Annotated in this window: 21 protein-coding genes; 8 read left to right on the top strand and 13 right to left on the bottom strand. The window is 61.0% G+C overall.

The genetic code is table 11. The annotated features are described in order from the left end of the window. From J1W56_RS00630 to pssA, 3 genes are all read left to right on the top strand, one after another. Entirely contained in the window at window positions 1-1,899 is a 1,899-nt protein-coding gene (locus tag J1W56_RS00630) for an ABCB family ABC transporter ATP-binding protein/permease (RefSeq protein ID WP_374042754.1), read from the top strand. 165 nt (window positions 1,900-2,064) lie between these two features. Beyond that, window positions 2,065-2,763, top strand: coding sequence for a phosphatidylserine decarboxylase (locus J1W56_RS00625; protein ID WP_226904550.1), 699 nt, complete (start codon window positions 2,065-2,067; stop codon window positions 2,761-2,763). Window positions 2,764-2,848: 85 nt separating this feature from the next. Further along, complete coding sequence (gene pssA / locus J1W56_RS00620) at window positions 2,849-3,616, top strand: CDP-diacylglycerol--serine O-phosphatidyltransferase (protein ID WP_223612361.1); 768 nt, start codon at window positions 2,849-2,851, stop codon at window positions 3,614-3,616. Between the two features lie 19 nt (window positions 3,617-3,635). On the opposite strand, the gene J1W56_RS00615 is transcribed toward pssA, so the two are convergent. After that, window positions 3,636-4,673 (bottom strand): alpha/beta hydrolase family protein, encoded by a 1,038-nt coding sequence (locus tag J1W56_RS00615; protein WP_223611255.1) that lies wholly within the window; start codon window positions 4,671-4,673, stop codon window positions 3,636-3,638. A 30-nt stretch (window positions 4,674-4,703) separates the two neighbouring features. Beyond that, complete coding sequence (locus tag J1W56_RS00610) at window positions 4,704-5,408, bottom strand: hypothetical protein (RefSeq protein ID WP_223611254.1); 705 nt, start codon at window positions 5,406-5,408, stop codon at window positions 4,704-4,706. Window positions 5,409-5,547: 139 nt separating this feature from the next. On the opposite strand from J1W56_RS00610, the gene J1W56_RS00605 reads away from it, so the two are divergent. Then, the gene (locus J1W56_RS00605) at window positions 5,548-6,612 is read left to right on the top strand and encodes a helix-turn-helix domain-containing protein (RefSeq protein WP_223611253.1); all 1,065 of its coding nucleotides are present in this window, start codon (window positions 5,548-5,550) and stop codon (window positions 6,610-6,612) included. A gap of 158 nt (window positions 6,613-6,770) precedes the next feature. Here the strand turns inward: J1W56_RS00605 and J1W56_RS00600 are convergent, their stop codons facing one another. The 11 genes from J1W56_RS00600 to rpsF form a co-directional block, all read right to left on the bottom strand. Continuing rightward, window positions 6,771-7,523 (bottom strand): SDR family NAD(P)-dependent oxidoreductase, encoded by a 753-nt coding sequence (locus J1W56_RS00600; RefSeq protein WP_223611252.1) that lies wholly within the window; start codon window positions 7,521-7,523, stop codon window positions 6,771-6,773. A gap of 17 nt (window positions 7,524-7,540) precedes the next feature. Continuing rightward, entirely contained in the window at window positions 7,541-9,034 is a 1,494-nt protein-coding gene (purF, locus tag J1W56_RS00595) for an amidophosphoribosyltransferase (protein WP_404927692.1), read from the bottom strand. A 117-nt stretch (window positions 9,035-9,151) separates the two neighbouring features. Continuing rightward, a complete protein-coding gene (locus J1W56_RS00590; RefSeq protein WP_223611250.1) occupies window positions 9,152-9,742 on the bottom strand; it encodes a CvpA family protein in 591 nt (196 codons plus the stop codon). 59 nt (window positions 9,743-9,801) lie between these two features. Beyond that, on the bottom strand, window positions 9,802-11,202 hold the full coding sequence (gene radA / locus J1W56_RS00585; RefSeq protein ID WP_105735813.1) for a DNA repair protein RadA: 1,401 nt from the start codon (window positions 11,200-11,202) through the stop codon (window positions 9,802-9,804). Beyond that, the gene (gene alr, locus J1W56_RS00580) at window positions 11,202-12,368 is read right to left on the bottom strand and encodes an alanine racemase (RefSeq protein ID WP_223611249.1); all 1,167 of its coding nucleotides are present in this window, start codon (window positions 12,366-12,368) and stop codon (window positions 11,202-11,204) included. Before alr ends, radA begins: the two co-directional genes overlap by 1 nt. Before the next feature lie 4 nt (window positions 12,369-12,372). Further along, window positions 12,373-13,872, bottom strand: coding sequence for a replicative DNA helicase (locus tag J1W56_RS00575; protein ID WP_223611248.1), 1,500 nt, complete (start codon window positions 13,870-13,872; stop codon window positions 12,373-12,375). 305 nt (window positions 13,873-14,177) lie between these two features. After that, window positions 14,178-15,458: an SAM-dependent methyltransferase gene (locus J1W56_RS00570; protein ID WP_223611247.1), complete on the bottom strand. Its 1,281-nt coding sequence runs from the start codon at window positions 15,456-15,458 to the stop codon at window positions 14,178-14,180. A 191-nt stretch (window positions 15,459-15,649) separates the two neighbouring features. Further along, window positions 15,650-16,219 carry a 50S ribosomal protein L9 gene (gene rplI, locus J1W56_RS00565; RefSeq protein WP_223611246.1) on the bottom strand — a complete coding sequence of 190 codons (570 nt, stop codon included), beginning with the start codon at window positions 16,217-16,219 and terminating at the stop codon, window positions 15,650-15,652. 19 nt (window positions 16,220-16,238) lie between these two features. Beyond that, window positions 16,239-17,213 carry a DUF2232 domain-containing protein gene (locus J1W56_RS00560; protein WP_223611245.1) on the bottom strand — a complete coding sequence of 325 codons (975 nt, stop codon included), beginning with the start codon at window positions 17,211-17,213 and terminating at the stop codon, window positions 16,239-16,241. A gap of 159 nt (window positions 17,214-17,372) precedes the next feature. After that, complete coding sequence (rpsR, locus tag J1W56_RS00555; protein WP_027229803.1) at window positions 17,373-17,621, bottom strand: 30S ribosomal protein S18; 249 nt, start codon at window positions 17,619-17,621, stop codon at window positions 17,373-17,375. Next, window positions 17,621-18,046: a 30S ribosomal protein S6 gene (gene rpsF / locus J1W56_RS00550; RefSeq protein WP_105735802.1), complete on the bottom strand. Its 426-nt coding sequence runs from the start codon at window positions 18,044-18,046 to the stop codon at window positions 17,621-17,623. The genes rpsR and rpsF overlap by 1 nt, the downstream gene beginning before the upstream one ends. Before the next feature lie 852 nt (window positions 18,047-18,898). On the opposite strand from rpsF, the gene fabD reads away from it, so the two are divergent. The 4 genes from fabD (at window position 18,899) to fabF (ending at window position 22,481) form a co-directional block, all read left to right on the top strand. Continuing rightward, the gene (fabD, locus tag J1W56_RS00545) at window positions 18,899-19,843 is read left to right on the top strand and encodes an ACP S-malonyltransferase (RefSeq protein WP_223611244.1); all 945 of its coding nucleotides are present in this window, start codon (window positions 18,899-18,901) and stop codon (window positions 19,841-19,843) included. 17 nt (window positions 19,844-19,860) lie between these two features. Continuing rightward, window positions 19,861-20,598, top strand: coding sequence for a 3-oxoacyl-[acyl-carrier-protein] reductase (gene fabG, locus J1W56_RS00540; protein WP_182547320.1), 738 nt, complete (start codon window positions 19,861-19,863; stop codon window positions 20,596-20,598). Window positions 20,599-20,867: 269 nt separating this feature from the next. Then, window positions 20,868-21,104, top strand: coding sequence for an acyl carrier protein (locus J1W56_RS00535; protein ID WP_008128530.1), 237 nt, complete (start codon window positions 20,868-20,870; stop codon window positions 21,102-21,104). 114 nt (window positions 21,105-21,218) lie between these two features. Beyond that, a complete protein-coding gene (fabF, locus tag J1W56_RS00530; protein ID WP_223611243.1) occupies window positions 21,219-22,481 on the top strand; it encodes a beta-ketoacyl-ACP synthase II in 1,263 nt (420 codons plus the stop codon). Window positions 22,482-22,503 lie beyond the last annotated feature (22 nt).

Raw genomic sequence — 22,503 nt, 5'->3', positions numbered from 1 at the left:
GTGGCTGAAAAAACTGTCTCCGCCGAGTCTGGCAAAACGCTGCAGACCATCCGCAATCTTTGGACCTATATGTGGCCGGATGAACGTCCCGACCTGAAGATGCGGGTCGTCTGGGCCTCGTTCTACCTGCTGATTTCCAAGGTCATCCTCATTCTGGTGCCCTATTTCTTCAAATGGGCAACCAATGCCTTGAACGGCAAGTTCGTGCCGTCCGATCTCTTGCCGCTCATTCTCGTCGGCCCGCTGATGCTGGTGGCCGCCTACAATGCCGCGCGCATCATTCAGGCAGGCTTGAACCAGCTGCGCGATGCGCTGTTTGCCAGTGTCGGGCAATATGCCGTGCGCAAGCTTGCCTACCGGACATTCGTGCACATGCACAACCTGTCCCTGCGCTTCCATGTCGAGCGGCGCACCGGCGGTTTGTCGCGCATCATCGAGCGCGGCACCAAGGGCATTGAAACCATCGTCCGCTTCACCATCCTCAACACCGCGCCGACGATCATCGAATTCCTGCTGACCGCCGTGATTTTCGCGTTTGCCTATGGCCTGTCCTATCTCGCCGTGGTCGTGGCGACGGTCTGGCTCTACACCTGGTTCACCATCCGTGCCAGCGACTGGCGGATCAGCATCCGCCGCGACATGAACGATTCCGACACGGACGCCAACACCAAGGCCATCGACTCGCTCCTGAACTTCGAGACGGTCAAATATTTCGGCAATGAACAGATGGAGGCCAGCCGCTTCGATGCGGCCATGGCGCGCTACGAGATTTCGGCGACCCGCATCTGGACGTCGCTCGGCTGGCTGAATTTCGGCCAGTCGGTGATTTTCGGCATCGGCATGGCGGTCATGATGATCATGTCGGGCAGGGAAGTGCTGGCCGGCACGCAGACCCTCGGCGATTTCGTCTTCATCAATGCCATGCTCATGCAGCTTTCCATTCCGCTCAATTTCATCGGCTTCATCTACCGCGAAGTGCGGCAGGGCCTGACCGATATCGAACAGATGTTCGACCTTCTCGATGTCGAGCAGGAGGTGACCGACAAGCCCGATGCCAGGCCGCTGGTGATCGAGCGCGGCGCCGTGCGCTTTGACAATGTGAAGTTCGCCTACGATCCCAAGCGTCCGATCCTCAAGGGGGTGAGCTTCGAGGTTCCCGCCGGCAAGACTGTCGCCATTGTCGGTCCGTCGGGTGCCGGCAAATCCACCCTGTCGCGCCTGCTTTACCGCTTCTACGATATCCAGGGCGGTTCGATCAGCATTGACGGCCAGGATATCCGCGACGTGACGCAGGAAAGCCTGCGCGCGGTGATCGGCATGGTGCCGCAGGATACGGTGCTGTTCAACGATACCATCGCCTACAACGTCCGCTATGGTCGCATCACGGCAACGGAAGAGGAAGTGCGCAACGCGGCCGAGCTTGCCCAGATCGGCAGTTTCATCCAGAGCCTGCCGGAAGGCTACAATGCCATGGTCGGCGAGCGCGGCCTGAAACTCTCCGGCGGCGAAAAGCAGCGCGTTGCCATTGCCCGCACCATTTTGAAGGCGCCGCCGATCCTGATCCTCGACGAGGCCACCTCGGCGCTCGACAGCGCGACCGAACATGAAATCCAGGCGTCGCTCGATCTGGTCAGCCGCGACCGCACCACGCTGGTGATCGCCCACCGCCTGTCGACGATCATCGGCGCCGACGAGATCATCGTGCTCAAGGATGGCGTGATTGCCGAACGCGGCAGGCACGCGGCGCTTCTGGCCGAAAATGGCCTCTATGCCTCCATGTGGAACCGCCAGCGCGAGGCAACCGAGGCCGAAGAACGCCTGCGCAAGGTGCGCGAGGAAGACGATCTCGGCGTGGTTGTCCGGGGCAAACCTGCGCTCGACGTCGCCGTCGAGCCGTGAAAAGTCGCAGCCAGCAAAAGTCCGCCACTGAAGAATTCTGCTGATGACCGGTGCAAGCCGGGTTGAAAGGTTTGCCCCCGCTGCCAATCTCCGATAAGTAACGCGAAATTCCGGCGCGGCGTGTATGCTGCCCGGCGAACACCCGGCGCTGTCAGGAACAAAGCAATGAGCCTTGTCGATTCCATCCGCAACACTCTGGTCCCCATCCATCGGGAAGGTTATCCGTTCATCGCCGGTTTTGCCGGCGTGACCGTGGTTCTCGGTTATTTCTGGGAACCGCTGTTCTGGATCGGCCTCATCCTCACCGCCTGGTGCATCTATTTCTATCGCGATCCGCAGCGCGTCACCCCGACCGACGACCGGCTGGTGATCAGCCCGGCCGATGGCATAGTATCGGCCGTCGGGCCTGCCGTGCCGCCGCGCGAGCTCAACCTCGGCGACCGTGAGATGACCCGCATTTCCGTGTTCATGAACGTGTTTTCCTGCCATATCAACCGTGCACCCGTGCGTGGCCGCATCACCACCATTGTCCACAAGCCGGGCAAGTTCCTCAATGCGGAACTCGACAAGGCAAGCGCCGAGAACGAGCGCAACGGCCTGGTGATCGACAGCCCCAATGGCCGGGTTGCCGTGGTGCAGATTGCCGGTCTGGTGGCACGCCGCATTGTCTGCTGGGTCGATGAAAACAATTCCATTTCCATTGGCGAACGCTTTGGCCTGATCCGTTTCGGCTCGCGCGTTGACGTCTACCTGCCGGAAGGTTTTGCACCGCGCGTTGCCGTCGGCCAGACGGCCGTTGGCGGCGAGAGCGTGCTGGCGGAATTCGGCGGCGAGCCCAGCGCCCCGCTGGTCCGTATCAGCTGAGGCGCGCGGCATGAACGAACCCGAGACCGATCCGCTGTTCGATGAAAAGCCGCAGGTGCAGGAACCCACGGGTTCGCGCATCCCCATGCGCTATCTCGTGCCCAATGTGATCACGGTTCTGGCCATCTGCGCCGGTTTGACCGGTATCCGGCTGGCCTTCGAGAACCGCTTCGAGCTGGCGGTATCGATGGTCCTTCTCGCCGCGTTCCTCGATGGCATTGACGGGCGCATCGCCCGCATGATGAAGGGCTCGACAAAATTCGGCGCGCAGATGGATTCGCTTGCCGATATCGTCAATTTCGGCGTGGCGCCCGCGCTGGTGCTCTATGCCTACATGCTGGATCAGGCCCGTTCTTTCGGCTGGATCGCCGCGCTGCTCTACTGCATTGCCTGCTGCCTGCGGTTGGCCCGCTTCAATGTGATGCTCGATGTCATCGGCAAACCGGCGTGGCAGGGCAATTTTTTCACCGGCGTTCCCGCCCCGGCGGGGGCGATGCTGGTGATGCTGCCGGTCTATCTCGGTTTTCTCGGCCTCGCGCCGACGCGGCCACTGGCCTTTGCCGGCGCCGCCTATACCGTCTGCGTGGCGATCCTGATGATCAGCCGCCTGCCGGTGTTCAGCGGCAAGGCAGCCGGAACAAAACTCCGCTCCGACTGGGTGATGCCGAGCTTCCTGTTCATCGTGGTCTATGTGGCATTCCTGATGAGCTATACGTGGCAGACGCTGACGCTGACGACCGTCGGCTTCTTCCTGAGCCTGCCGTTCAGCGCCCGCGCGTGGAAGCGGCACGAGGCGGCGGATGCCGCCGCCGCTGCCGTTTCAGAGTCTGCACCGTCTGAGGGAGCTGCATAAGCTCTGTGCGGCAGCGCATCTATTGCGCTTTGAGCGTCCGGTCGAACGCCTCTGTGATCATATCGATCAGCTGCGCGTGAATGGCGCTGCGGGAGTTCCCATCTCCATCGTCGCACAGGGGCGGTAATTTCTCGCGCTTGAGCGCTTCCGATGCGCCAGTCTTGCATTCGGCAACCATGCTTTCATGTACTGCCCGTTCTATTCTGTCGTGGCGTGCACCCTTGATGGTTCCGGCAATCTCAGAAGCGTCCAAAGTCGGAAGACTGTCTTCAGGTCGCCCGAGACTGATAATATCAACGGGGATTGAGATGTTGGCGATGCTTTCGCGTGTGAAAACGTCAGAAGGTCCGGGATCGACGGCGACAATCGCATGAACGCGCGCATCTATGTTGTTGCGTCCTGCAAGCTCTAAATTCATCGCGTGAAGATCAACGCCGCTTTGCTTGACCCACCCGCACATATAGGGATTGCGCGAACTCGTATCACAATAGGAGGCCAGCAGTTGAGGGTTCATCCGGCCGCCTGCAACTGCAAAAACAGTGGAGCCTCCCAAGGAAAAGCCGATAGCACCGACTCTATTGGTATCGATGTCGTCTTTCAGGGAAGATACATTCTCAATGGCGTCCAGAGTGGCGGTTAAATCCGCAGGCCTGAGCCACATCTTGAAAGTTTCCGCCGCTGATAAATCTTCACCGGTACTGCCTGGATGATTGGGAGCCGCAACGATGTAACCAGCCTTGGCCAATGGCACCGCGATCCAGCCCAAGGCAGGCGCATATCCGCCAGTACCGTGTGAAAGCAGGATGACCGGATGCTTGCCATTGATAATTGGTGCATTGCGCGAAGCTGTCGTTCCCGCGAAAAACCGGTTGTCGCCAAGAAGAGTCTGTTCACCGCCGCCCTGTGCCGGATACCAAACCGTCACATCGAGATTGGCTCCGCGTTCTTTCGAAGGCGCAAGGATTTGTTGCACGCCGACATTCACGTCGGCGTTGGCCATTGACAGCATTGCCAGTGTCGAAACAGCGGCAGCACAAAATACAGTCGAGAATTTCATGATAATGTTCCTTGTTTCGAGAGGTGGGGATCAGCGGATCGTCACGCGGGCATAGTCGCTTTTGATGCTGATCGCGGGTTTGGCACCGGGTGTGCTGTCACGCTTGCTGTCGACGAGGGATGCCTTGGCATCCACGGCGTAGCTGATGGGAACGTCCTTGCCGAAGGTGAAGGAGGCATCGAGCGCGCGGGAATCGAGCCGGATGATCTCGTTGTTGCTGACGCGGGCAAAGCGCAGGTCGCTGCGCACGGCGTCACCTGAAATGTCGAGGCTCGCCGCGTGCCCATCCAGCGCAAAATCCGCCGCATGGCCCTTGATGCGCACGGCGCCATAGTCACCGGTCAGCCGGGCCTGCAGTGCCGCCTGTTCAATGCTGACATCGCTGTCGGCAGGCAGGCTGGCGCGGATCAGCACCTCGCAGTCGGAAAGGCTGAGCAGCGGCGCATTGACCACGTGGATGCGCAGCGTCCGTTCCCTGACCTCCATGGTGGTGCGGGTGGCGCATTGATCGGCGAACCAGCTCGAATACCAGCCGGAGAACCAGCCGGACCGTGTGGCGGTGATGCGGGCCTGATAGGGCGTGCCATCGCCTGCGGTGAACACGATGCGGCTGGCTTCCCCCGTTATGGCGACGCTGTTGACCGCACCGATATCGAGCGGCGGCTTGATCTGGTCGGCGGCGCTGGGGGTTACGGTTCCGAAGAGAAGCAGAATGGCGGTGATGAGGCTCAGCATGATGGGCTCCTGTGGGTTGGCATGGCAACCAGAGGAGGGCGCTTTCCGCTGAAATTCGACCTTGATCACAATTCAGGTCGTCCGCGATCGTGTTTCAGGACATAGTGGGCCTCGTCCACTCGTGCCGGTCGCAGGTTCCATGCTGTTTGTTCCATTGCCTTTTGTCGTTGCCGTCCTGCTTGTCGTTCTTCTCGTCCAGATGATCCGGCGAAGCGACGGCACTGACAGGAATCCGTTTTTCCTCGCCCTGGTGTCGGTCTATGCGCTGCAATCGGTGGTGATCGGGGTGCGCTGGGGCTACGATGTGCTGGAGGTCCTGCCGGTCCAGGCTGTACTCGCCGTCATCATCGCCACGCTGGCATGGCTGAGCTTCGAAGGCCTGCGCAGTGAGCTGCCGCCGGCGCAGCGTCCATGGCTCTTGCTGCACCTGTTGCCGACGCTTGCGGTGATCGGCCTCATCGCCTTCTGGCCTGCGCCGGTTTCGCTGGCCATCATCCTGGTGTTTGCTGGTTACGGACTGGCACTCTGCCGTCTCGCCTGGAACGGGCCGGATGCGTTGGGTTCATCCCGATTGGACGGTGTCATCAGCGCCTACCGGGCATTGCAGGTGACCGCCTTTGCCATTTCCAGTTCCGCGCTGACCGACATCGTCATCAGCTGGGATTTTGCAGCATCTGGCGGCAGCCATTCCGCCCGCATCGTTGCCATCGGCAATGTCCTCGCCCTGCTCGTCCTCGGGAGCGCGGCCACGGTCGCGGGAACAAGCCGCCCGGAGGAACGGGACGAATCCGTCGCGGAAGAGGGCGCTTCTCCGGTGCTGCCCAGCGCCGAAGACACGGAAATAGCCGCCGCGCTCGATCGGCTGATGCAGGCGCGGGAACTCTACCGGGATGTCGATCTCAATCTCAACCGCCTGGCGCGCAAGATGGGCCTGCCGGCCCGGCAGGTGTCGATAGCCGTCAACCGGGTCAAGGCGATGAGCGTCTCGCACTATGTCAATGATTACAGGGTGAGGGAGGCCTGCCGCCTGCTGGCGGATACGGATCGTGCGGTCACCGGCATCATGTTCGATGCCGGGTTTCAGACCAAGTCCAATTTCAACCGCGAGTTTTTGCGGGTCACCGGCATGAGCCCGAAGGCCTGGCGCGCCAATGCGCTGGCAACGCACAAATCCGGCGCAACAATTATCCGCCTCGCCGGATGATCAGTTGCAGATCCGTCTGTGCGTGGTTCGACAAGCTCACCATGAGGGAAGTGGTCGGTGCAAGGTCAACCACAAACGTCGCAGAATACAGCGCCCTACAGCCTGCTCCATCCCTCATGGTGAGCTTGTCGAACCACGCACCATGATGAATGTACGATCTAGCTCGGGTCGTTGTAGCCCAGCAGCTTGCCGGCGCGCACGTCGTAGAGCTTGCCCGTGGCGTCGATCCTCGGATCGAGGATGAGCGCGATCTTGGCGGCCACCTCCGCCGCAGTCGGCAGTGTGTCCGGGTCTTCGCCCGGTACGGCCTGCGCCCGCATGGCGGTGCGTGTCGCGCCGGGATTGACCGAATTGATGCGCAGTTTTGTCTGGCGCGCTTCCTCGGCCCAGCTGCGGCCCATCACCTCGACAGCGGCCTTGGATGCCGCATAGGGGCCCCAATAGGCGCGGGCGGAGTGGGCAACGCCTGACGACAGCAGCACCGCACGGCCCGCCTCGGAAAGCTTCAGCAGCGGGTCGGTGCTGCGGATCAGCCGCCAGACGCTGGTGACATTGATGTTCATCAGCTTGTCGAAGACTTTTGCCTCGACATGGCCGATCGGTGAAATCGTGCCAAGGATACCGGCATTGGCGACGAGAATGTCGAGCCTGCCCCAGCGCTCATGGATGGAACCGCCGAGCCGGTCGATGGCAGGCATGTCGGTCAGGTCGAGCGGCACCAGCGTCGCCGTGCCGCCCGCAGCCTTGATTTCGTCGTCCAGCTCTTCCAGCCCGCCCACCGTGCGGGCGACGGCAATCACATGCGCACCGCGCGCTGCCAGGTCTTTGGCAAGGAAATAACCGATGCCGCGGGATGCGCCGGTGACAAGCGCAAGCTTGCCGTCCAGCCGGAAACTGCCGTCAGAAATCATGAATGGGAACTCAACCGTTAGCCGTTGTTTGCGAGAAGCGAGAACTGGCGCACATTGCTGATACCGTCCCGGTCAACCAGCCGTGTCGGATAATCGCCAGTGAAGTAGTGGTCGGTGAACAGCGGCGCCTGCGGATCGCGCGGCGCACCGCTGACCGCCTTGTACAGCCCGTCGATGGACAGGAATTCCAGCGAATCCGCGCCGATATATTTGCACATGGAGGCAAGGGTCGCGTGCTGGTTGGCCAGGAGCTTGTCCGCATCCGGCGTGTCGATGCCGTAGAAATCCGGATGATAGATCATCGGGCTGGCGACGCGGATATGCACTTCCCGCGCCCCGGCATCGCGGATCATCTGCACGATCTTGACCGACGTGGTGCCGCGCACGATGGAATCATCGACCAGAACCACGCGCTTGCCTTCGATCACGGCGCGGTTGGCCGAATGCTTCAGCTTGACGCCGAAGGCACGGATCGACTGGGTCGGCTCGATGAAGGTACGGCCGACATAATGGTTGCGGATGATGCCGAGCTCGAATGGAATGCCGCTCGCCTGGGCAAAGCCGATGGCCGCAGGCGTGCCGCCATCGGGTACCGGGACGACGACGTCGGCGTCCAGCGGTGCTTCCTTGGCCAGGTTGATGCCCATGTTCTTGCGGGCGGTATAGACGTTGCGGCCGCCGACAACGGAATCCGGGCGGGCAAAGTAGACATATTCGAACAGGCAGATGCGTTCCGGCTTCGGTGACTGCGGCTTGAAGGCTTCGATGCTGATCGTGCCGTCGCTCTGGATTTCGCAGACCACGACTTCGCCGTTCTCGATGTCACGCACGAACTTCGCGCCGATGATGTCGAGCGCGCAGCTTTCGGAGGCAAAGATCGGCTTGCCGTCGAGATCACCCATGACGAGCGGCCGGATGCCGATCGGATCGCGCGCGGCGATCAGCTTGGTGCGGGTGAGGGCGAGCATGGCATAGCCGCCTTCCATCTGGCGGATCGCATCGACGAAACGGTCGCTCGACGATGTGCTGCGCGAACGGGCGATGAGATGCAGCACCACTTCCGTATCGGAATTGGACTGGCAGATCGCGCCGTCGGCGATCAGCTTGCGGCGCATGGTCAGGCCGTTGGTGAAATTGCCGTTATGGGCAATGGCGATGCCGCCGATTTCCAGTTCGGCAAACAGCGGCTGCACATTGCGCAGGGCCGCATCGCCTGTCGTGGAATAGCGCACATGGCCGATGGCGCGGTCGCCGGGCAGCTGCGCCAGCGTGGCCGGGTTGGTGTAATGGTCGCCGACAAGACCCATGCGGCGCTCCGAGCAGAACTGCTTGCCGTCATAGGAGACGATACCCGCCGCTTCCTGTCCGCGATGCTGCAGGGCATGCAGGCCCAGCGCTGTCAGCGTGGCGGCATCGGGGTGCCCCAAAATGCCAAACACACCGCACTCTTCATGCAGTGTGTCGTCGTCAAGGGACATGAGAGGGGTCTCATCACGAAAAATGTCGGTCATTACCGCAAGCCTTTCGCCGCAGATTCAACTGTAAGATCTGTCATTCCATTATGCCACACTATGTGGGGTATTACCACGCAAACGCCAAGTTAACCGTTTGTCGCACCCGGCAGCCCGTCAGGGCTTCGGTGTCGTGCCTTCCGGCGGGATGTCTTCCTTGGGTTCAGGTGCCGTCGTTGCGTCCGGAGTATGGCTCGAGCCGGGCTTCAAACGCTTCAGAATGGTTGATTCCGGGTCTTCCGGCAAAAGGCTGATCAGCTTTGCGCCGAGTGAGTCGATCATCGGCTTGGATTTGGCCTGCGCCACCCAGGCGGGCTGGTTGTCCGTAACGAGCCAGTTGAAGAACAGCATCGCGACAACCACGAGAAGAACGCCGCGCGCCGCGCCGAAGAGGAAGCCGAGCGTGCGGTCGAGCGCGCCGATACGGCTGTCGATGATGAAATCGGCAATCTTCATGGTGATGACGGAAACGATGATCAGCGTGACGATGAAGACGATACCGGCTGCCGCGATCTGGGCGATGGTCTCATTGCTGATATAGGGCGCGAGGAAGGGGACGACCGGCTTGTAGAAGAGATAGGCGGCGGCGGCCGCCGCTGCCCATGACACGACGGACAGCACTTCGCGCGAAAAGCCGCGCACCATGGCGAGGATCGCCGAAACGAGGGTGATGCCCAAAAGAATTCCGTCAAGCAACGTAATAGGCATTTACATGTATCCCCAATCCAATTCCGACCTGCACACCCTCTCGGGAGGACTGTGCCGCGTCAGTCGTCGCGTTTCGTTTTACCGGGGCCGGACGCTGCAATCCGGGCCACAAGGTCCGGCAGCGACGCGGTCTCGGTCAGATGGGCATTGCGTCCCTTCGGCACGTCGTTGCTTCCCTTGGGAAGAACAGCCTGCTTGAACCCAAGCTTCTCTGCTTCCTTCAGCCGCTGCACCGCATGCGCCACCGGGCGAACGGCGCCAGACAAGCTGACTTCGCCGAAATAGACGCAATCGGCCGGAAGGGCAATACCGGCAATGGAGGAAACCAGTGCAGATGCAACCGCAAGATCGGCTGCAGGCTCGGAAATCCGGTATCCGCCCGCCACATTCAGGTAAACATCGTGCTGGCCGAACCGCACGCCGCAATGGGCTTCAAGCACCGCCAGAATCATCGAAAGGCGGCCGCCGTCCCAGCCGACGACGGCGCGGCGCGGTGTGCCGAGCGTCGAGGGCGCCACCAGCGCCTGAATTTCCACAAGCACCGGCCGGGTGCCTTCCATCCCGGCAAAAACCGCGGCGCCCGGCGATTTGTCATTGCGTTCGCCGAGAAAAAGCTCCGACGGGTTGGCAACTTCGCGCAATCCGCGGTCGGACATTTCAAACACGCCGATCTCGTCGGTCGGGCCGAAACGGTTCTTCACCGTGCGCAGGATGCGGTAGTGGTGGCCGCCTTCGCCTTCGAAATACAGCACCGCATCCACCATGTGCTCGACGACGCGCGGCCCGGCGATCTGGCCGTCCTTGGTGACATGGCCGACCAGGACCACGGCGGCGCCGGTTTGCTTGGCAAAGCGGATCATCGCCTGGGCCCCGGCGCGCACCTGCGTGACCGTGCCCGGCGCCGAATCGGCGGCATCCGTCCACAGGGTCTGGATCGAATCGATGATGATGAGATCGGGCCGCTTGGAATCGGAAATGGTGGCGAGGATATCCTCGACATTGGTTTCGGCGGCCAGAAGCACATCGGTGTCGGCGGCATGCAGGCGCTGCGCCCGCAGGCGGATCTGCGCCACCGCTTCTTCGCCCGAGACGTAGATGACCTTGTGGCCCTGCCGCGCCAGCGCGGCCGCCGCCTGGGTCAGCAGGGTGGATTTGCCGATGCCGGGATCGCCGCCCACCAGAATGGCCGAGCCACGCACGAAACCGCCGCCGGTGACCCGGTCCAGTTCACCGATGCCCGACTGGATGCGCGGCGCGTCCTCGATCTCGCCGGACAGCGAGGTGAGGGCGACGGCGCGGCCCTTGCGGCCGGACAGCTTGCCGGGACCGCTGCCGATACCGCCCGCCGTGCCTTCCTCGACCAGCGTGTTCCACTCGCCGCAGGAATCGCACTTGCCGGCCCAGCGCGTATGCACGGCACCGCAGTTCTGGCAGATGAATTGAATTCTTGCCTTGGCCATCAGGCGCCTTTTCCGGAATAGAGGTAGCGGCGGTGATAGCGGTTGCCCAGGCTGGTCAAAAGTTCGAAGCCGATGGAACCCGCGGCGCGCGCCGCGTCATCCAGGGCGATGTTGCCACCGAACAGCTCGACGTGATCGCCGGGTTTGACGGCGTCCTCGGGAAGATCGGTGATGTCGAACGACGTCAGGTCCATGGTCACCCGGCCGATTACCGGCACCTTGCGTCCGGCGACAAAGCCTTCGCCGCCCTTGGGCACGACGCTGCGCAGGGGCGTGCCGCTGCCCGACAGCGAGCGCAGATAGCCGTCGGCGTAGCCGGTCGAGCAGATGGCAATCCGGGTGTCGCGTTCCAAGAGCGCGGTGGCGCCGTAACCGGACGTCTCGCCCTTGGGGCTGGTGCGGATCTGCACGACGCGCGCTTCCAGCGTCACCACGGGGCGCATGGGATTGGCGACGCCGGCCAGCGCCTCGCCGCCATACATGGCAATGCCCGGACGGCTCAGGTCCCCGCCATTGCTGATCGTGTGAAAAATGCCGGAGGAATTGGACGCGCTTGATTCAATGCCTGCAAAAGCGGTGCGAAGCGTTTGAAATGACTCGATCTGCTGCCGGGTGAGACGATGACCGGGTTCATCGCCGGTCGCCAGATGCGTCATCACCAGCACCGGCATTTCGCGGCCAGCGGCGGCAAAGTCGAGTGCTTCGGCCATGGTCAGCCCCAGCCGGTTCATGCCGGTATCCACGTGCAGGGCATAGGGCAGCGTCAATCCACTCGCGGCATTGGCGCCGCTCCACAGGCCGATTTCGTGCAGCGAGCCGAGGACGGGGATCAGTCCCGATGCTTCGAACACCGGGCGCGCGTCGGCAAACAGGCCGTTCAGAACGAAAACCCGTGCATCCGGCGCGGCAGCCTTGACCCGCAGGCCTTCCTCGACCAGCGCCACGAAGAAGGTCCGGCAGCCGGCGTCGCGCAGGACAGGCACGACATGGCCGATGCCGAGCCCGTAGGCGTCGGCCTTGACGACGGCGCTCGCCTGCGCCGGTTTCGATTTTTCCGCAAGGAACGTCCAGTTGGCCACGAGCGCATCGAGATCGATGGTAAGCCGCCCGCCCGCAAGACGAGGATCGGCGCCTGCGGTGGTGACGTGAGGTTTTGTACTGTTCAATTGATTACTCGAAGCGTTCTGGCAGGTGTGAATCTTCCGCAAGGTCGGTGAACCGGGTGAATTCCGCCTGGAAGGCCAGCTTCACCGTGCCCGTCGGGCCGTGACGCTGCTTGGCGATGATGACTTCCGCCTTGCCCATAGCCTCCTTGAGGTCGGCCTGCCATTTGAAATGCTCCTCGGTGCCTTCCTTCGGCTCCTTGTTCTTGATGTAGTATTCGTCGCGATAGACGAAGATCACCACGTCGGCGTCCTGCTCGATCGACCCGGATTCGCGCAGGTCGGAGAGCTGCGGGCGCTTGTCTTCGCGGCTTTCCACCTGACGGGAGAGCTGTGACAGCGCGATGATCGGCGTGTTGAGTTCCTTGCCGAGCGCTTTCAGGCCCGTGGTGATTTCGGTGATTTCCTGAACGCGGTTTTCCGAAGCCTTTTTGGACGAGCCCTGCATCAGCTGGATATAGTCGATGACCAGAACGTCAAGGCCGCGCTGGCGCTTCAAACGCCGGGCGCGGGCGGCCAGCTGCGCAATGGAAATACCACCGGTCTGGTCGATATAGAGCGGCACCTTCTGCATGTGCTGCGAGCAGGCGACGAGCTTTTCGAATTCGGCCTCGTTGATTTCACCGCGGCGGATTTTCGATGAACTGATCTCCGACTGCTCGGAAATGATACGCGTCGCCAGCTGTTCCGACGACATTTCGAGCGAGAAGAAGCCGACAACGCCGCCATTCTTGGCCTTGATCGTCCCGTCCGCCAATTGCTCGGACTCGTAAGCCGCCGCGATATTGAAGGCGATGTTGGTGGCAAGCGAGGTCTTGCCCATGCCGGGTCGTCCTGCAAGCACGATCAGATCCGATGGCTGCAGGCCGCCCATGCGGTTGTCGAGCGCATGAATGCCGGTGGAAACGCCGGACAGGTGACCATCGCGCATGAAAGCGGCGTTGGCCATGTCGACGGCGGTTTTCACCGCATCGGTGAAGGTCTGGAAGCCGCCATCGTAGCGGCCGGTTTCCGCCAGTTCGAACAGGCGGCGCTCGGCATCCTCGATCTGGCCCTGCGGCGCCACGTCCACCGGCGCGTCATAGGCGATATTGACCATGTCCTCGCCGATGGTGATCAGCGCGCGGCGCGTGGCAAGATCGTAGATGGCGCGGCCATAGTCCTCGGCATTGATGATGGTCACGGCTTCGGCGGCAAGGCGCGCCAGATACTGCATCACCGTCATCTCGCCGACTTTTTCCTCCACGGGCAGGAAGGTCTTCAGCGTCACGGGATTGGCCATCTTGCCCATGCGGATCATGTCCGACGACACGTCGAAAATCTTGCGGTGCAGCGGCTCGTAGAAATGCACCGGCTTGAGGAAGTCGGAGACCCGGTAAAACGCATCATTGTTGATGAGAATGGCCCCGAGCAGCGCCTGTTCGGCCTCGATATTGTTCGGTGCCTCGCGGTAGAGCTTGTCCGCGTTTTCCCGTACCTCGATGAATTTGCGTGCTGCCTCAGCCATGGTATTTTTTCCCGTTCGAATTAACTATGGCCTGCGCCGCGAATCCTAGGCAATGCAGGTAACAACCTTAGACCCCGCTATCCACAGAGGGGAAAAAGATTGGCCACGTCTCTTGCGCGATTCGCATTTGCTGATTCTAGGCTATTCGGCAGCCCGTGGGGAGGCTTAAGCGCGTTCTCCTGCCAATGTCCACCGCGCACTTGCCAGAATGCGCGATCACGATGCGAAAACCGGGCGCGATTCATGCGTTGGCCCGCCGCGATCAGCACAATCGCGACGGGCCAATGGGTTTGCTGCGGCGGGCGTCAGCGTCCGGCAGCCGATTCCCGGTTGTCGACCTGGGTATTGGCGCAGCTGCGCTCGCTTTCCAGCCGCTTCAGGCGCTTTTCTTCCTTCTCGATATAGTTGCGCGTCAGTGGCACCGATTCCTGCCGGTGCGCCAGCTGGATCTGGAACACCATCAGGTTCTGCCAGCGGAAGGCCGATTCCGATGCGGCGAGATAGAATTCCCACATGCGGCAGAAGCGCTCGTCATAGATCGCCTTGGCCTTGTCGCGGTTCGCCATGAACCGCTCACGCCAGATGCGCAGTGTGTCGGCATAGTGCAACCGCAGGATTTCGATGTCGGTGATGACCAGCCCCGCCTTTTCGATCTGCGGAAGCACTTCCGAGAGCGCGGGGATATAGCCGCCCGGAAAGATGTACTTCTGGATGAAGGCATTGGTATAGGACGGCCCGTCCGACCGTCCGATCGAATGCAGGAGGAAAACCCCGTCCTTCTTCAACAGCCGCGCCGTATGCTGGAAATATTCGGCGAAATGCCCGACGCCGACATGCTCGAACATGCCTACGGAGACAATCCGGTCGAAACTGTCGTCGATGGTCCGGTAGTCGCGCAGGTCGAAGCGAGCCTGTGTCGACAGGCCCTCGTCGATGGCCCGCTTGTTGGCGATGCCATGCTGTTCGTGCGAGAGCGTGACACCCAGCACATTGGCATCGAGATGACGGGCGAGGTAAAGCCCGAGACCGCCCCAGCCGCAGCCGATATCGAGGGTCTTGTGGCCCTTTTCGACCAGAAGCTTGGCCGCGATATGCCGTTTCTTCGCCAGCTGCGCCTCTTCGAGGGTCGCGTCTGGATGCTCGAAATAGGCGCAGGAATACTGCATGTCCGGGTCGAGAAACAGGCGGTAGAGCTCTTCCGACAGGTCGTAGTGCCGCTGCACATTGCTGGATGAACGGGTGAGATTGTTCATCTGGTGCAGGCGGCGGGTGGCACGGCGAATGCCCTCCAGCGCCAGCATCCATGGCTCGCGTGCCGCGGTGGCGCCGGTGTTTTCAAAGATGATCTTCAGGACGTCGTAGATATCGCCGTCGAGAACATCGAGTTCGCCGTTCATATAGGCTTCGGCGAAATGCAGGGAGGGATCGAAGGCAATCCGCCGTTCGGCCGCAGCCGTGTTGATGCGGAAGTGGATCGGATCTCCGGTCCCGTCACCAAAGGTGCGCTTCTGGCCGGATGAGTCAGTAATCGAAAGTGTACCAGTGTGGATGAGCCGCGAAAGCGCAGCCCTAAGAATGGCATTCATGAACAATCTCCATCATTGACGATAGAGCTCGGCCATTATGAGGCTCGGGATTGAGCCAAGGTCGGGCGTGGGTAGGATAAACAAATTTACCCGTTTTTTTGATTCTGCAAAGCAAAAAAACACCCGGCATCTCTGCCGGGTGTTTCATGGTAGAGCAAACACCACTCCTGCGAGCGGTTTTTGCTTTGAAATCAGGCGTTTTCTTCGCCTTCTTCGTCTTCGTCGAAGAATTCGTCGGAAAGCGGTGCTTCTTCAATGCCATAGATCGCTTCGGCCGAGGTGAGGTCTTCACCCTTTACCTGACGCTCGGCTTCATCGGCCGTACGGGCAATGTTGATCGTAACGGTTGCTTCAACTTCCGGATGCAGAACCAGAACGATCTTGTGCAGGCCGATCGTCTTGATTGGCGTGTTCAGTTCAACCTGGTTGCGGTTGATCGAGAAACCTTCCGCAGTGATCAGGTCGGCAATGTCGCGGGTCGTTACTGAACCGTAGAGCTGACCGGTTTCACCGGCGGAGCGGACTGCAATGAATGTCTTGCCGTCGAGCTTGTCGGCGATTGCCTGGGCTTCGGTCTTGCGCTCGAGGTTGCGGGCTTCGAGCTGGGCGCGCTGGCCTTCGAACTTCTTCTTGTTGGCTTCGTTGGCACGAAGCGCCTTGCCCTGCGGCAGAAGGAAGTTGCGGGCAAAGCCGTCCTTTACCTTGACTGTTTCACCCATCTGGCCGAGGCGGCTGATGCGTTCGAGAAGAATGACTTCCATGTGAGTTTTCCTTTCAAGTTCAATTGTCGTTATTGGGTGGGGTATCGGTATTCACAGCCTTCGAAACCGGCGCGTTGCGCGATGTGTCAAACAGACCGGCGAGAAGGAAGACGAGAAGCGCAAAAATAAAGAGAAACACGGCGAGATAGGCAAACCACAGGGCAAACGGTCGCCAGGTGGCGCCGCGCGTGCGGGCATGCAGCATGCCGAAGCCGGCCAGGACGAACCCGGCGCCGAGGGCACCGGCAACCGCCGTTGCCGCATAGCCGGGACCGCCCGGCAGGAACGCAGCGGCGCAGGCGACGGCAAACAGGACAAGCGCCGGGCGCGGCATGCGCAAGGCACGCGGCCAGTCGTCCCGCGGACGGCGCAGCTTGCCCGAGGCAGCCGTCAGGCGCAGGGCGATGTAGAGATTGGCGATGATGATGCACAGCCACGCGGCGGGCTGCAGGGCCGGCAGGACGCGCACGACGAACTGCGCCATGCTCTGCGTCAGGTCGGCATTGGCCGCCAGTTCCGGATTGCTCACGGCCAGCTGCTGGGTCAGCGACTGCGCCAGCTGGCGGGCAAAGTCTTCGCTGAAGCCGATCATGACGCCGATGACGATGAAGCCGGCGGCGACAACAAGCGCCAGCCGCAGCAATGTGTCGGCGAGGGGATACCAGACATACACGTCTTTCGGTCCGCCGATCTCGGCGGCCGGACGGGCAAGGCCGGTGAAATAGGCGCCGACGGCGGCGGGCAGGGCGGTGATGAGCACGACGACGACGGCGGCCGTCGGGGCGGCGATGACGGACACCGCAACAGCCACGGTAAGCGCGGCGATGAAGCCGCAGGCCGTGCCCCAGCCCAGCGCCGCGACAAAGATCGGCAGCGGCGAAAACAGCAGCAATATCATGGCAAGGCTGGAATTCACGATAACACCGGTCGTCAGCAGCGCAGCCGCAAGGCCCGCCAGCACACCAATGCCGATATCTGTTCCAGTCAGTTTCATGTCACTCGCTGTCCTGCTTGTTGAAGCAGTTAGAGGTGGTTTTTCAACCGATCCCTCAACTTGGGTTTTCTAGTATGCCTGACCACGCCCATCGCGGAAGGCTTTATTGCCCCGCAGGGCAGAAGGCGGCGGGACGAAATCCTGCCGCCTCCGGGTGTCTTACTTCACAACGTATGGCAGCAGGCCGAGGAAACGGGCGCGCTTGATCGCCTGGGCGAGTTCGCGCTGCTTCTTCTGGCTGACAGCTGTGATACGGGAAGGAACGATCTTGCCACGCTCGGAAATGTAGCGCGACAGCAGCTTGATGTCCTTGTAGTCGATCTTCGGCGCATTGGCACCCGAGAACGGGCAGGTCTTGCGGCGGCGATGGAACGGACGGCGGGTCGGGATCTGATTGATATCAACCATTATTCTGCTCCTTCACCGGCTTCGTTGTCACGCGGGCGGCGTGGACGGCGCGGACGATCGTCATCACGGCCACCGAACTTGTCGTCGCGTTCGCGGCGATCGTCACGGCGTGCAAGCATGGCCGACTGGCCTTCTTCGTGCTCTTCAACGCGGATGGTCATGAAGCGCAGAACGTCTTCATTGATGCGCTGCTGGCGCTCAACTTCGGCAACGGCGGCTGCCGGAGCATCGATGTTGAGAAGCGAGTAATACGCCTTGCGGTTCTTGTTGATGCGATAGGTCAGGGCGCGGAGGCCCCAGCTTTCAATACGCCCGACTTTGCCGCCATTGGCCTCGATGATACCCTTGTACTGTTCTACAAGCGCATCGACCTGCTGCTGCGAAATGTCCTGTCGAGCAAGGAACACATGTTCATAAAGAGCCATTGTCTTTGCCTTTCTTCGTTAATATTGCCCGGAATCAACGGTAAACCTCTGCGAATCTCTCTGCCGGGTGACCGGGGAAGAAAGGACGCTGATGGAGACGATCGAGAGCGGAGACACGGGAGGCTGAAGCTTTTACGCTTCCACGGATCGAAATCCGGCCCTCCGTTCAGCCCCCAGCTGACGCCGAGCAATGAACGGGCGGCTTATACGGGCAAATGGCAAAAGACGCAACCCGCCATGGACGTTTTATATTGCAACGCGACATGCCGGGCGGTTTATGGGGATTTGTAACGCGTGGTGCGTGGTTCGACAAGCTCACCATGAGGGAGGCCGGTGATTGCAGCCCACCCAGTTCCCTCATGGTGAGCTTGTCGAACCATGCACCGCAGTTTTGCCACCCCAAATAAAAATCACACCAACTTATCCAACACGTCCCAACCCACGTTATTCTCAACGTGTCCTTTCCGGCGGGAATGCTTCCGGAAACCTTCGCAAGTCGGGAAAGGATCGGCGCTTCGGCTTCACAGGGAGGAACCTGTGCGGCCGGGGAGGTCTGGTTCAATGGTTGCACATTGGGCAAAACCCTCAAAATCGCCGGGGCGGGTGGTCCCCAGGATCGCAAGCATTGCATACCAGAATACCCCAAGACCCGCGTTCCAGGGACCGCCCGTCTTTCCCACCTTTCAATGGCCAGACGCGAAAGCGGGCGTGGCGCTGAAAACCCGTTATTCCGCCTATTATAATGTGCATGTGCCGCCGGTACGGCGCATGAAAGCTTGACTTCGGGCTTGCCGATAGGCACATCGCGCGGCAGATTGACGACGATCAAGCAGAAATCCGGAGGCACGCCCCATGTCCATAGCATTCACCTTCCCCGGTCAGGGCAGTCAGGCCGTCGGCATGGGCAAGGCATTGGCCGACAATTTTGCCGAAGCCAGGGCGGTGTTCGACGAGGTCGACGATGCGCTTGGTGAAAAGCTCTCCGCCATCATCTGGGACGGCCCGGAAGAAACCCTGACACTGACCGCCAATGCGCAGCCGGCCCTGATGGCGGTGTCCATCGCCGTCATCCGCGTGCTGGAAGCGCGCGGCATATCGATCAGGGACAAGGTCGCCTATGTCGCCGGTCATTCGCTCGGCGAATATTCGGCGCTGTGCGCTGCCGGAACATTCTCGCTCGCCGATACGGCGCGGCTCCTGCGCATCCGCGGCAATGCCATGCAGCAGGCGGTTCCCGCCGGAGCCGGCGCGATGGCCGCCATTATCGGGCTTGAGCACGAGGTTGTCGCCGCTGTCTGCGCCGATGCCGCGCTCGAAGGCCCGGTGCAGATCGCCAATGACAATGGCGGCGGCCAGATCGTCATTTCCGGCTCGAAGGCGCCGGTCGAGGCTGCCGCGGCGCTGGCGACGGAACGGGGCGCCAAGCGCGCCATCATGCTGCCGGTCTCCGCACCTTTCCATTCCGCGCTGATGGCACCGGCCGCCGATGCCATGCGCGAGGCGCTGGCAAATGTGGCCAAGCACGATCCGGTCGTGCCGCTGATCGCCAATGTGCGCGCGGCTCCGGTGACGTCGGCCGATGAGATCGCGGCGTTGCTGGTCGAGCAGGTGACGGGCCAGGTCCGCTGGCGCGAAACGGTCGAATGGTTCGGCGCCAATGGCGTAACGACACTCTACGAGATTGGTGCGGGCAAGGTTTTGACCGGCCTTGCACGCCGCATCAACAAGGACATTTCCGGTGTTGCCGTCGGCACGCCGGATGATATTGACGCGGCCGTTGCCGCGCTGAACGTGTGAACGGAAGGGATTGAGCAATGTTTGACCTGACAGGCCGCAAGGCTCTCATAACCGGCGCCAGCGGCGGTATCGGCGAATCCATTGCCCGGGCGCTGCATGCGCAGGGCGCCATTGTCGGCCTGCATGGCACGCGCGTCGAAAAACTCGAGGCGCTGGCAAACGAGCTTGGCGAACGGGTCAAGATTTTCCCGGCCAACCTGTCGAACCGCGACGAAGTGAAGGCGCTGGGCGAAAAGGCCGAAGCGGATCTCGAAGGCGTCGAAATTCTCGTCAACAATGCCGGCATCACCAAGGACGGCCTGTTCGTGCGCATGAGCGATGCCGATTGGGACAATGTGCTGGAGGTCAACCTGACCGCCGTGTTCCGCCTGACCCGCGAACTGACCCATCCGATGATGCGCCGCCGCTATGGCCGCATCATCAACATCACCTCGGTTGTCGGCGTGACCGGCAATCCGGGCCAGACCAATTATGTCGCCTCGAAGGCCGGGCTGATCGGCTTCTCCAAGGCGCTCGCGGCTGAGATCGCCAGCCGCAACGTCACGGTCAATTGCGTTGCGCCCGGTTTCATCGAATCGGCCATGACTGACAAGCTGAACGACAAGCAGAAGGAAGGCATCATGTCCGCCATCCCGATGCGCCGCATGGGGACAGGCGAAGAGGTGGCGTCCTCCGTGGTCTATCTCGCCAGCAATGAGGCTTCCTATGTCACCGGCCAGACGATCCACGTCAACGGCGGCATGGCGATGATCTGATGAAATGGCACCCGGACATGCAATTGAACCGGATGCAACGGACGCAATCACATTTATGCGATTGAGACCGTGAATAAAGCGTGATAAGTCGCGCACCAAGTCAGGGTGTCAAATCGATTTGATGCCTTTTCCATTCCGCGAGGAAGAAGTGGCTGGGATGAGGGGTTTTAGCTGTTAAACAAGGCTGACCTGCCATCTTATTGCTTGATTAGAGTCATCCGTGCCGCTAACCAAGGCATGGAGAAAAACAAACAGGTTGAGGTTTCCACATGAGTGATACTGCAGAACGCGTCAAGAAAATCGTTATTGAACATCTGGGCGTTGATGCCGAGAAAGTCACCGATGGTGCGAGCTTCATCGACGATCTGGGCGCAGACAGCCTTGATACTGTCGAGCTCGTGATGGCTTTCGAAGAAGAATTCGGCGTTGAAATTCCTGATGATGCTGCCGAGACAATTCTGACAGTCGGCGATGCCGTCAAGTTCATCGATAAAGCACAAGCCTGATTTTCATTCGGCCCGGCAGCGCAGGAATTTTGACAGGCGGCAGATTGCCTTTGTCGGAACCTGCGCAGGGCCCTTGGAAAATATCATGCTGAATATGACATTGAAGGATCGGCCATGAGGCGCGTTGTCATAACCGGCCTTGGGCTGGTTTCTCCTCTTGCATCCGGTGTTGAGCACACATGGTCCCGCCTTCTGGCTGGCCAGAGCGGTGCGCGGCGGGTCACAGAGTTTGAAGTTGAAGATCTGCCTTGCAAGATTGCCTGCCGCATTCCAGTCGGCGATGGCTCCGATGGCACATTCAATCCGGACGATTGGATGGAACCGAAGGAACAGCGCAAGGTTGATCCCTTTATCATTTATGCCATGGCTGCCGCTGACCAGGCGCTTGCCGATGCCAAATGGGCACCGGAAAGCGACGAGGACCAGATCGCCACGGGTGTTCTCATCGGTTCGGGTATCGGCGGTCTCGAGGGCATTGTCGAAGCCGGCTATACGCTGCGCGACAAGGGTCCACGCCGCATTTCGCCGTTCTTCATTCCCGGACGTCTGATCAATCTGGCTTCCGGCCAGGTCTCCATCAAGCACAAGCTGCGCGGCCCGAACCATTCGGTTGTCACCGCCTGCTCGACCGGCGCGCATGCGATCGGCGATGCATCGCGTCTCATCGCCTTCGGTGATGCCGATGTGATGGTTGCCGGTGGAACGGAATCGCCCGTCAGCCGCATCTCGCTGGCCGGCTTTGCCGCCTGCAAGGCCTTGTCCACGGCCCGCAACGATGATCCGACGGCGGCCTCGCGTCCCTACGACGATGACCGCGATGGTTTCGTCATGGGCGAGGGTGCCGGTATCGTCGTGCTGGAAGAACTGGAACATGCGCTGGCCCGCGGGGCGAAGATTTACGCCGAGGTTATCGGCTACGGCCTGTCCGGCGATGCCTACCACATCACCGCTCCGTCCGAGAGCGGCGAGGGTGCGCAGCGCTCCATGGAAATGGCGCTGAAGCGCGCAGGCATTACCCCGGATCAGGTCGACTACATCAATTCGCACGGCACATCGACAATGGCCGATACGATTGAGCTGGCGGCCGTTGAACGTGTTCTGGGCGATGCCGCTCCGAAAGTGTCGATGTCGTCGACAAAGTCTTCCATCGGTCATCTCCTGGGTGCAGCCGGTTCGACCGAAGCCATCTTCTGTGCGCTGGCCATTCGCGACAATGTCGCTCCGGCCACGCTCAATCTGCACAAGCCATCGGTCGAGACAAAGATCGATCTGGTCCCGCACAAGCCGCGGCATCGCACCGTCGATGTGGCTCTTTCCAATTCCTTTGGTTTTGGCGGTACCAACGCTTCGCTGGTTTTGCGGCGTTATCAACAGTGATTGAAGCAATGGCGGAAGCGTT

Source organism: Phyllobacterium calauticae, assembly GCF_019991125.1.
GTDB lineage: Bacteria > Pseudomonadota > Alphaproteobacteria > Rhizobiales > Rhizobiaceae > Phyllobacterium > Phyllobacterium calauticae.
The sequence above is the reverse complement of the archived record's forward strand: the minus strand, read 5'-3'. Positions and strand labels throughout refer to the sequence as shown.

Bases quoted from the DNA above. Each gene is read 5' to 3' on its own strand.
- fabG (WP_182547320.1), top strand. From the start codon at position 19,861: ATGTTTGACCTGACAGGCCGCAAGGCTCTCATAACCGGCGCCAGCGGC.
- J1W56_RS00535 (WP_008128530.1), top strand. From the start codon at position 20,868: ATGAGTGATACTGCAGAACGCGTCAAGAAAATCGTTATTGAACATCTG.
- J1W56_RS00625 (WP_226904550.1), top strand. From the start codon at position 2,065: ATGAGCCTTGTCGATTCCATCCGCAACACTCTGGTCCCCATCCATCGG.
- fabF (WP_223611243.1), top strand. From the start codon at position 21,219: ATGAGGCGCGTTGTCATAACCGGCCTTGGGCTGGTTTCTCCTCTTGCA.
- J1W56_RS00610 (WP_223611254.1), bottom strand. From the start codon at position 5,408: ATGCTGAGCCTCATCACCGCCATTCTGCTTCTCTTCGGAACCGTAACC.
- rplI (WP_223611246.1), bottom strand. From the start codon at position 16,219: ATGGAAGTCATTCTTCTCGAACGCATCAGCCGCCTCGGCCAGATGGGT.
- purF (WP_404927692.1), bottom strand. From the start codon at position 9,034: ATGACCGACATTTTTCGTGATGAGACCCCTCTCATGTCCCTTGACGAC.
- J1W56_RS00590 (WP_223611250.1), bottom strand. From the start codon at position 9,742: ATGCCTATTACGTTGCTTGACGGAATTCTTTTGGGCATCACCCTCGTT.
- pssA (WP_223612361.1), top strand. From the start codon at position 2,849: ATGCGCTATCTCGTGCCCAATGTGATCACGGTTCTGGCCATCTGCGCC.
- radA (WP_105735813.1), bottom strand. From the start codon at position 11,202: ATGGCCAAGGCAAGAATTCAATTCATCTGCCAGAACTGCGGTGCCGTG.
- J1W56_RS00570 (WP_223611247.1), bottom strand. From the start codon at position 15,458: ATGAATGCCATTCTTAGGGCTGCGCTTTCGCGGCTCATCCACACTGGT.
- fabD (WP_223611244.1), top strand. From the start codon at position 18,899: ATGTCCATAGCATTCACCTTCCCCGGTCAGGGCAGTCAGGCCGTCGGC.
- J1W56_RS00600 (WP_223611252.1), bottom strand. From the start codon at position 7,523: ATGATTTCTGACGGCAGTTTCCGGCTGGACGGCAAGCTTGCGCTTGTC.
- J1W56_RS00575 (WP_223611248.1), bottom strand. From the start codon at position 13,872: ATGGCTGAGGCAGCACGCAAATTCATCGAGGTACGGGAAAACGCGGAC.
- J1W56_RS00605 (WP_223611253.1), top strand. From the start codon at position 5,548: ATGCTGTTTGTTCCATTGCCTTTTGTCGTTGCCGTCCTGCTTGTCGTT.
- J1W56_RS00560 (WP_223611245.1), bottom strand. From the start codon at position 17,213: ATGAAACTGACTGGAACAGATATCGGCATTGGTGTGCTGGCGGGCCTT.
- rpsR (WP_027229803.1), bottom strand. From the start codon at position 17,621: ATGGTTGATATCAATCAGATCCCGACCCGCCGTCCGTTCCATCGCCGC.
- J1W56_RS00615 (WP_223611255.1), bottom strand. From the start codon at position 4,673: ATGAAATTCTCGACTGTATTTTGTGCTGCCGCTGTTTCGACACTGGCA.
- rpsF (WP_105735802.1), bottom strand. From the start codon at position 18,046: ATGGCTCTTTATGAACATGTGTTCCTTGCTCGACAGGACATTTCGCAG.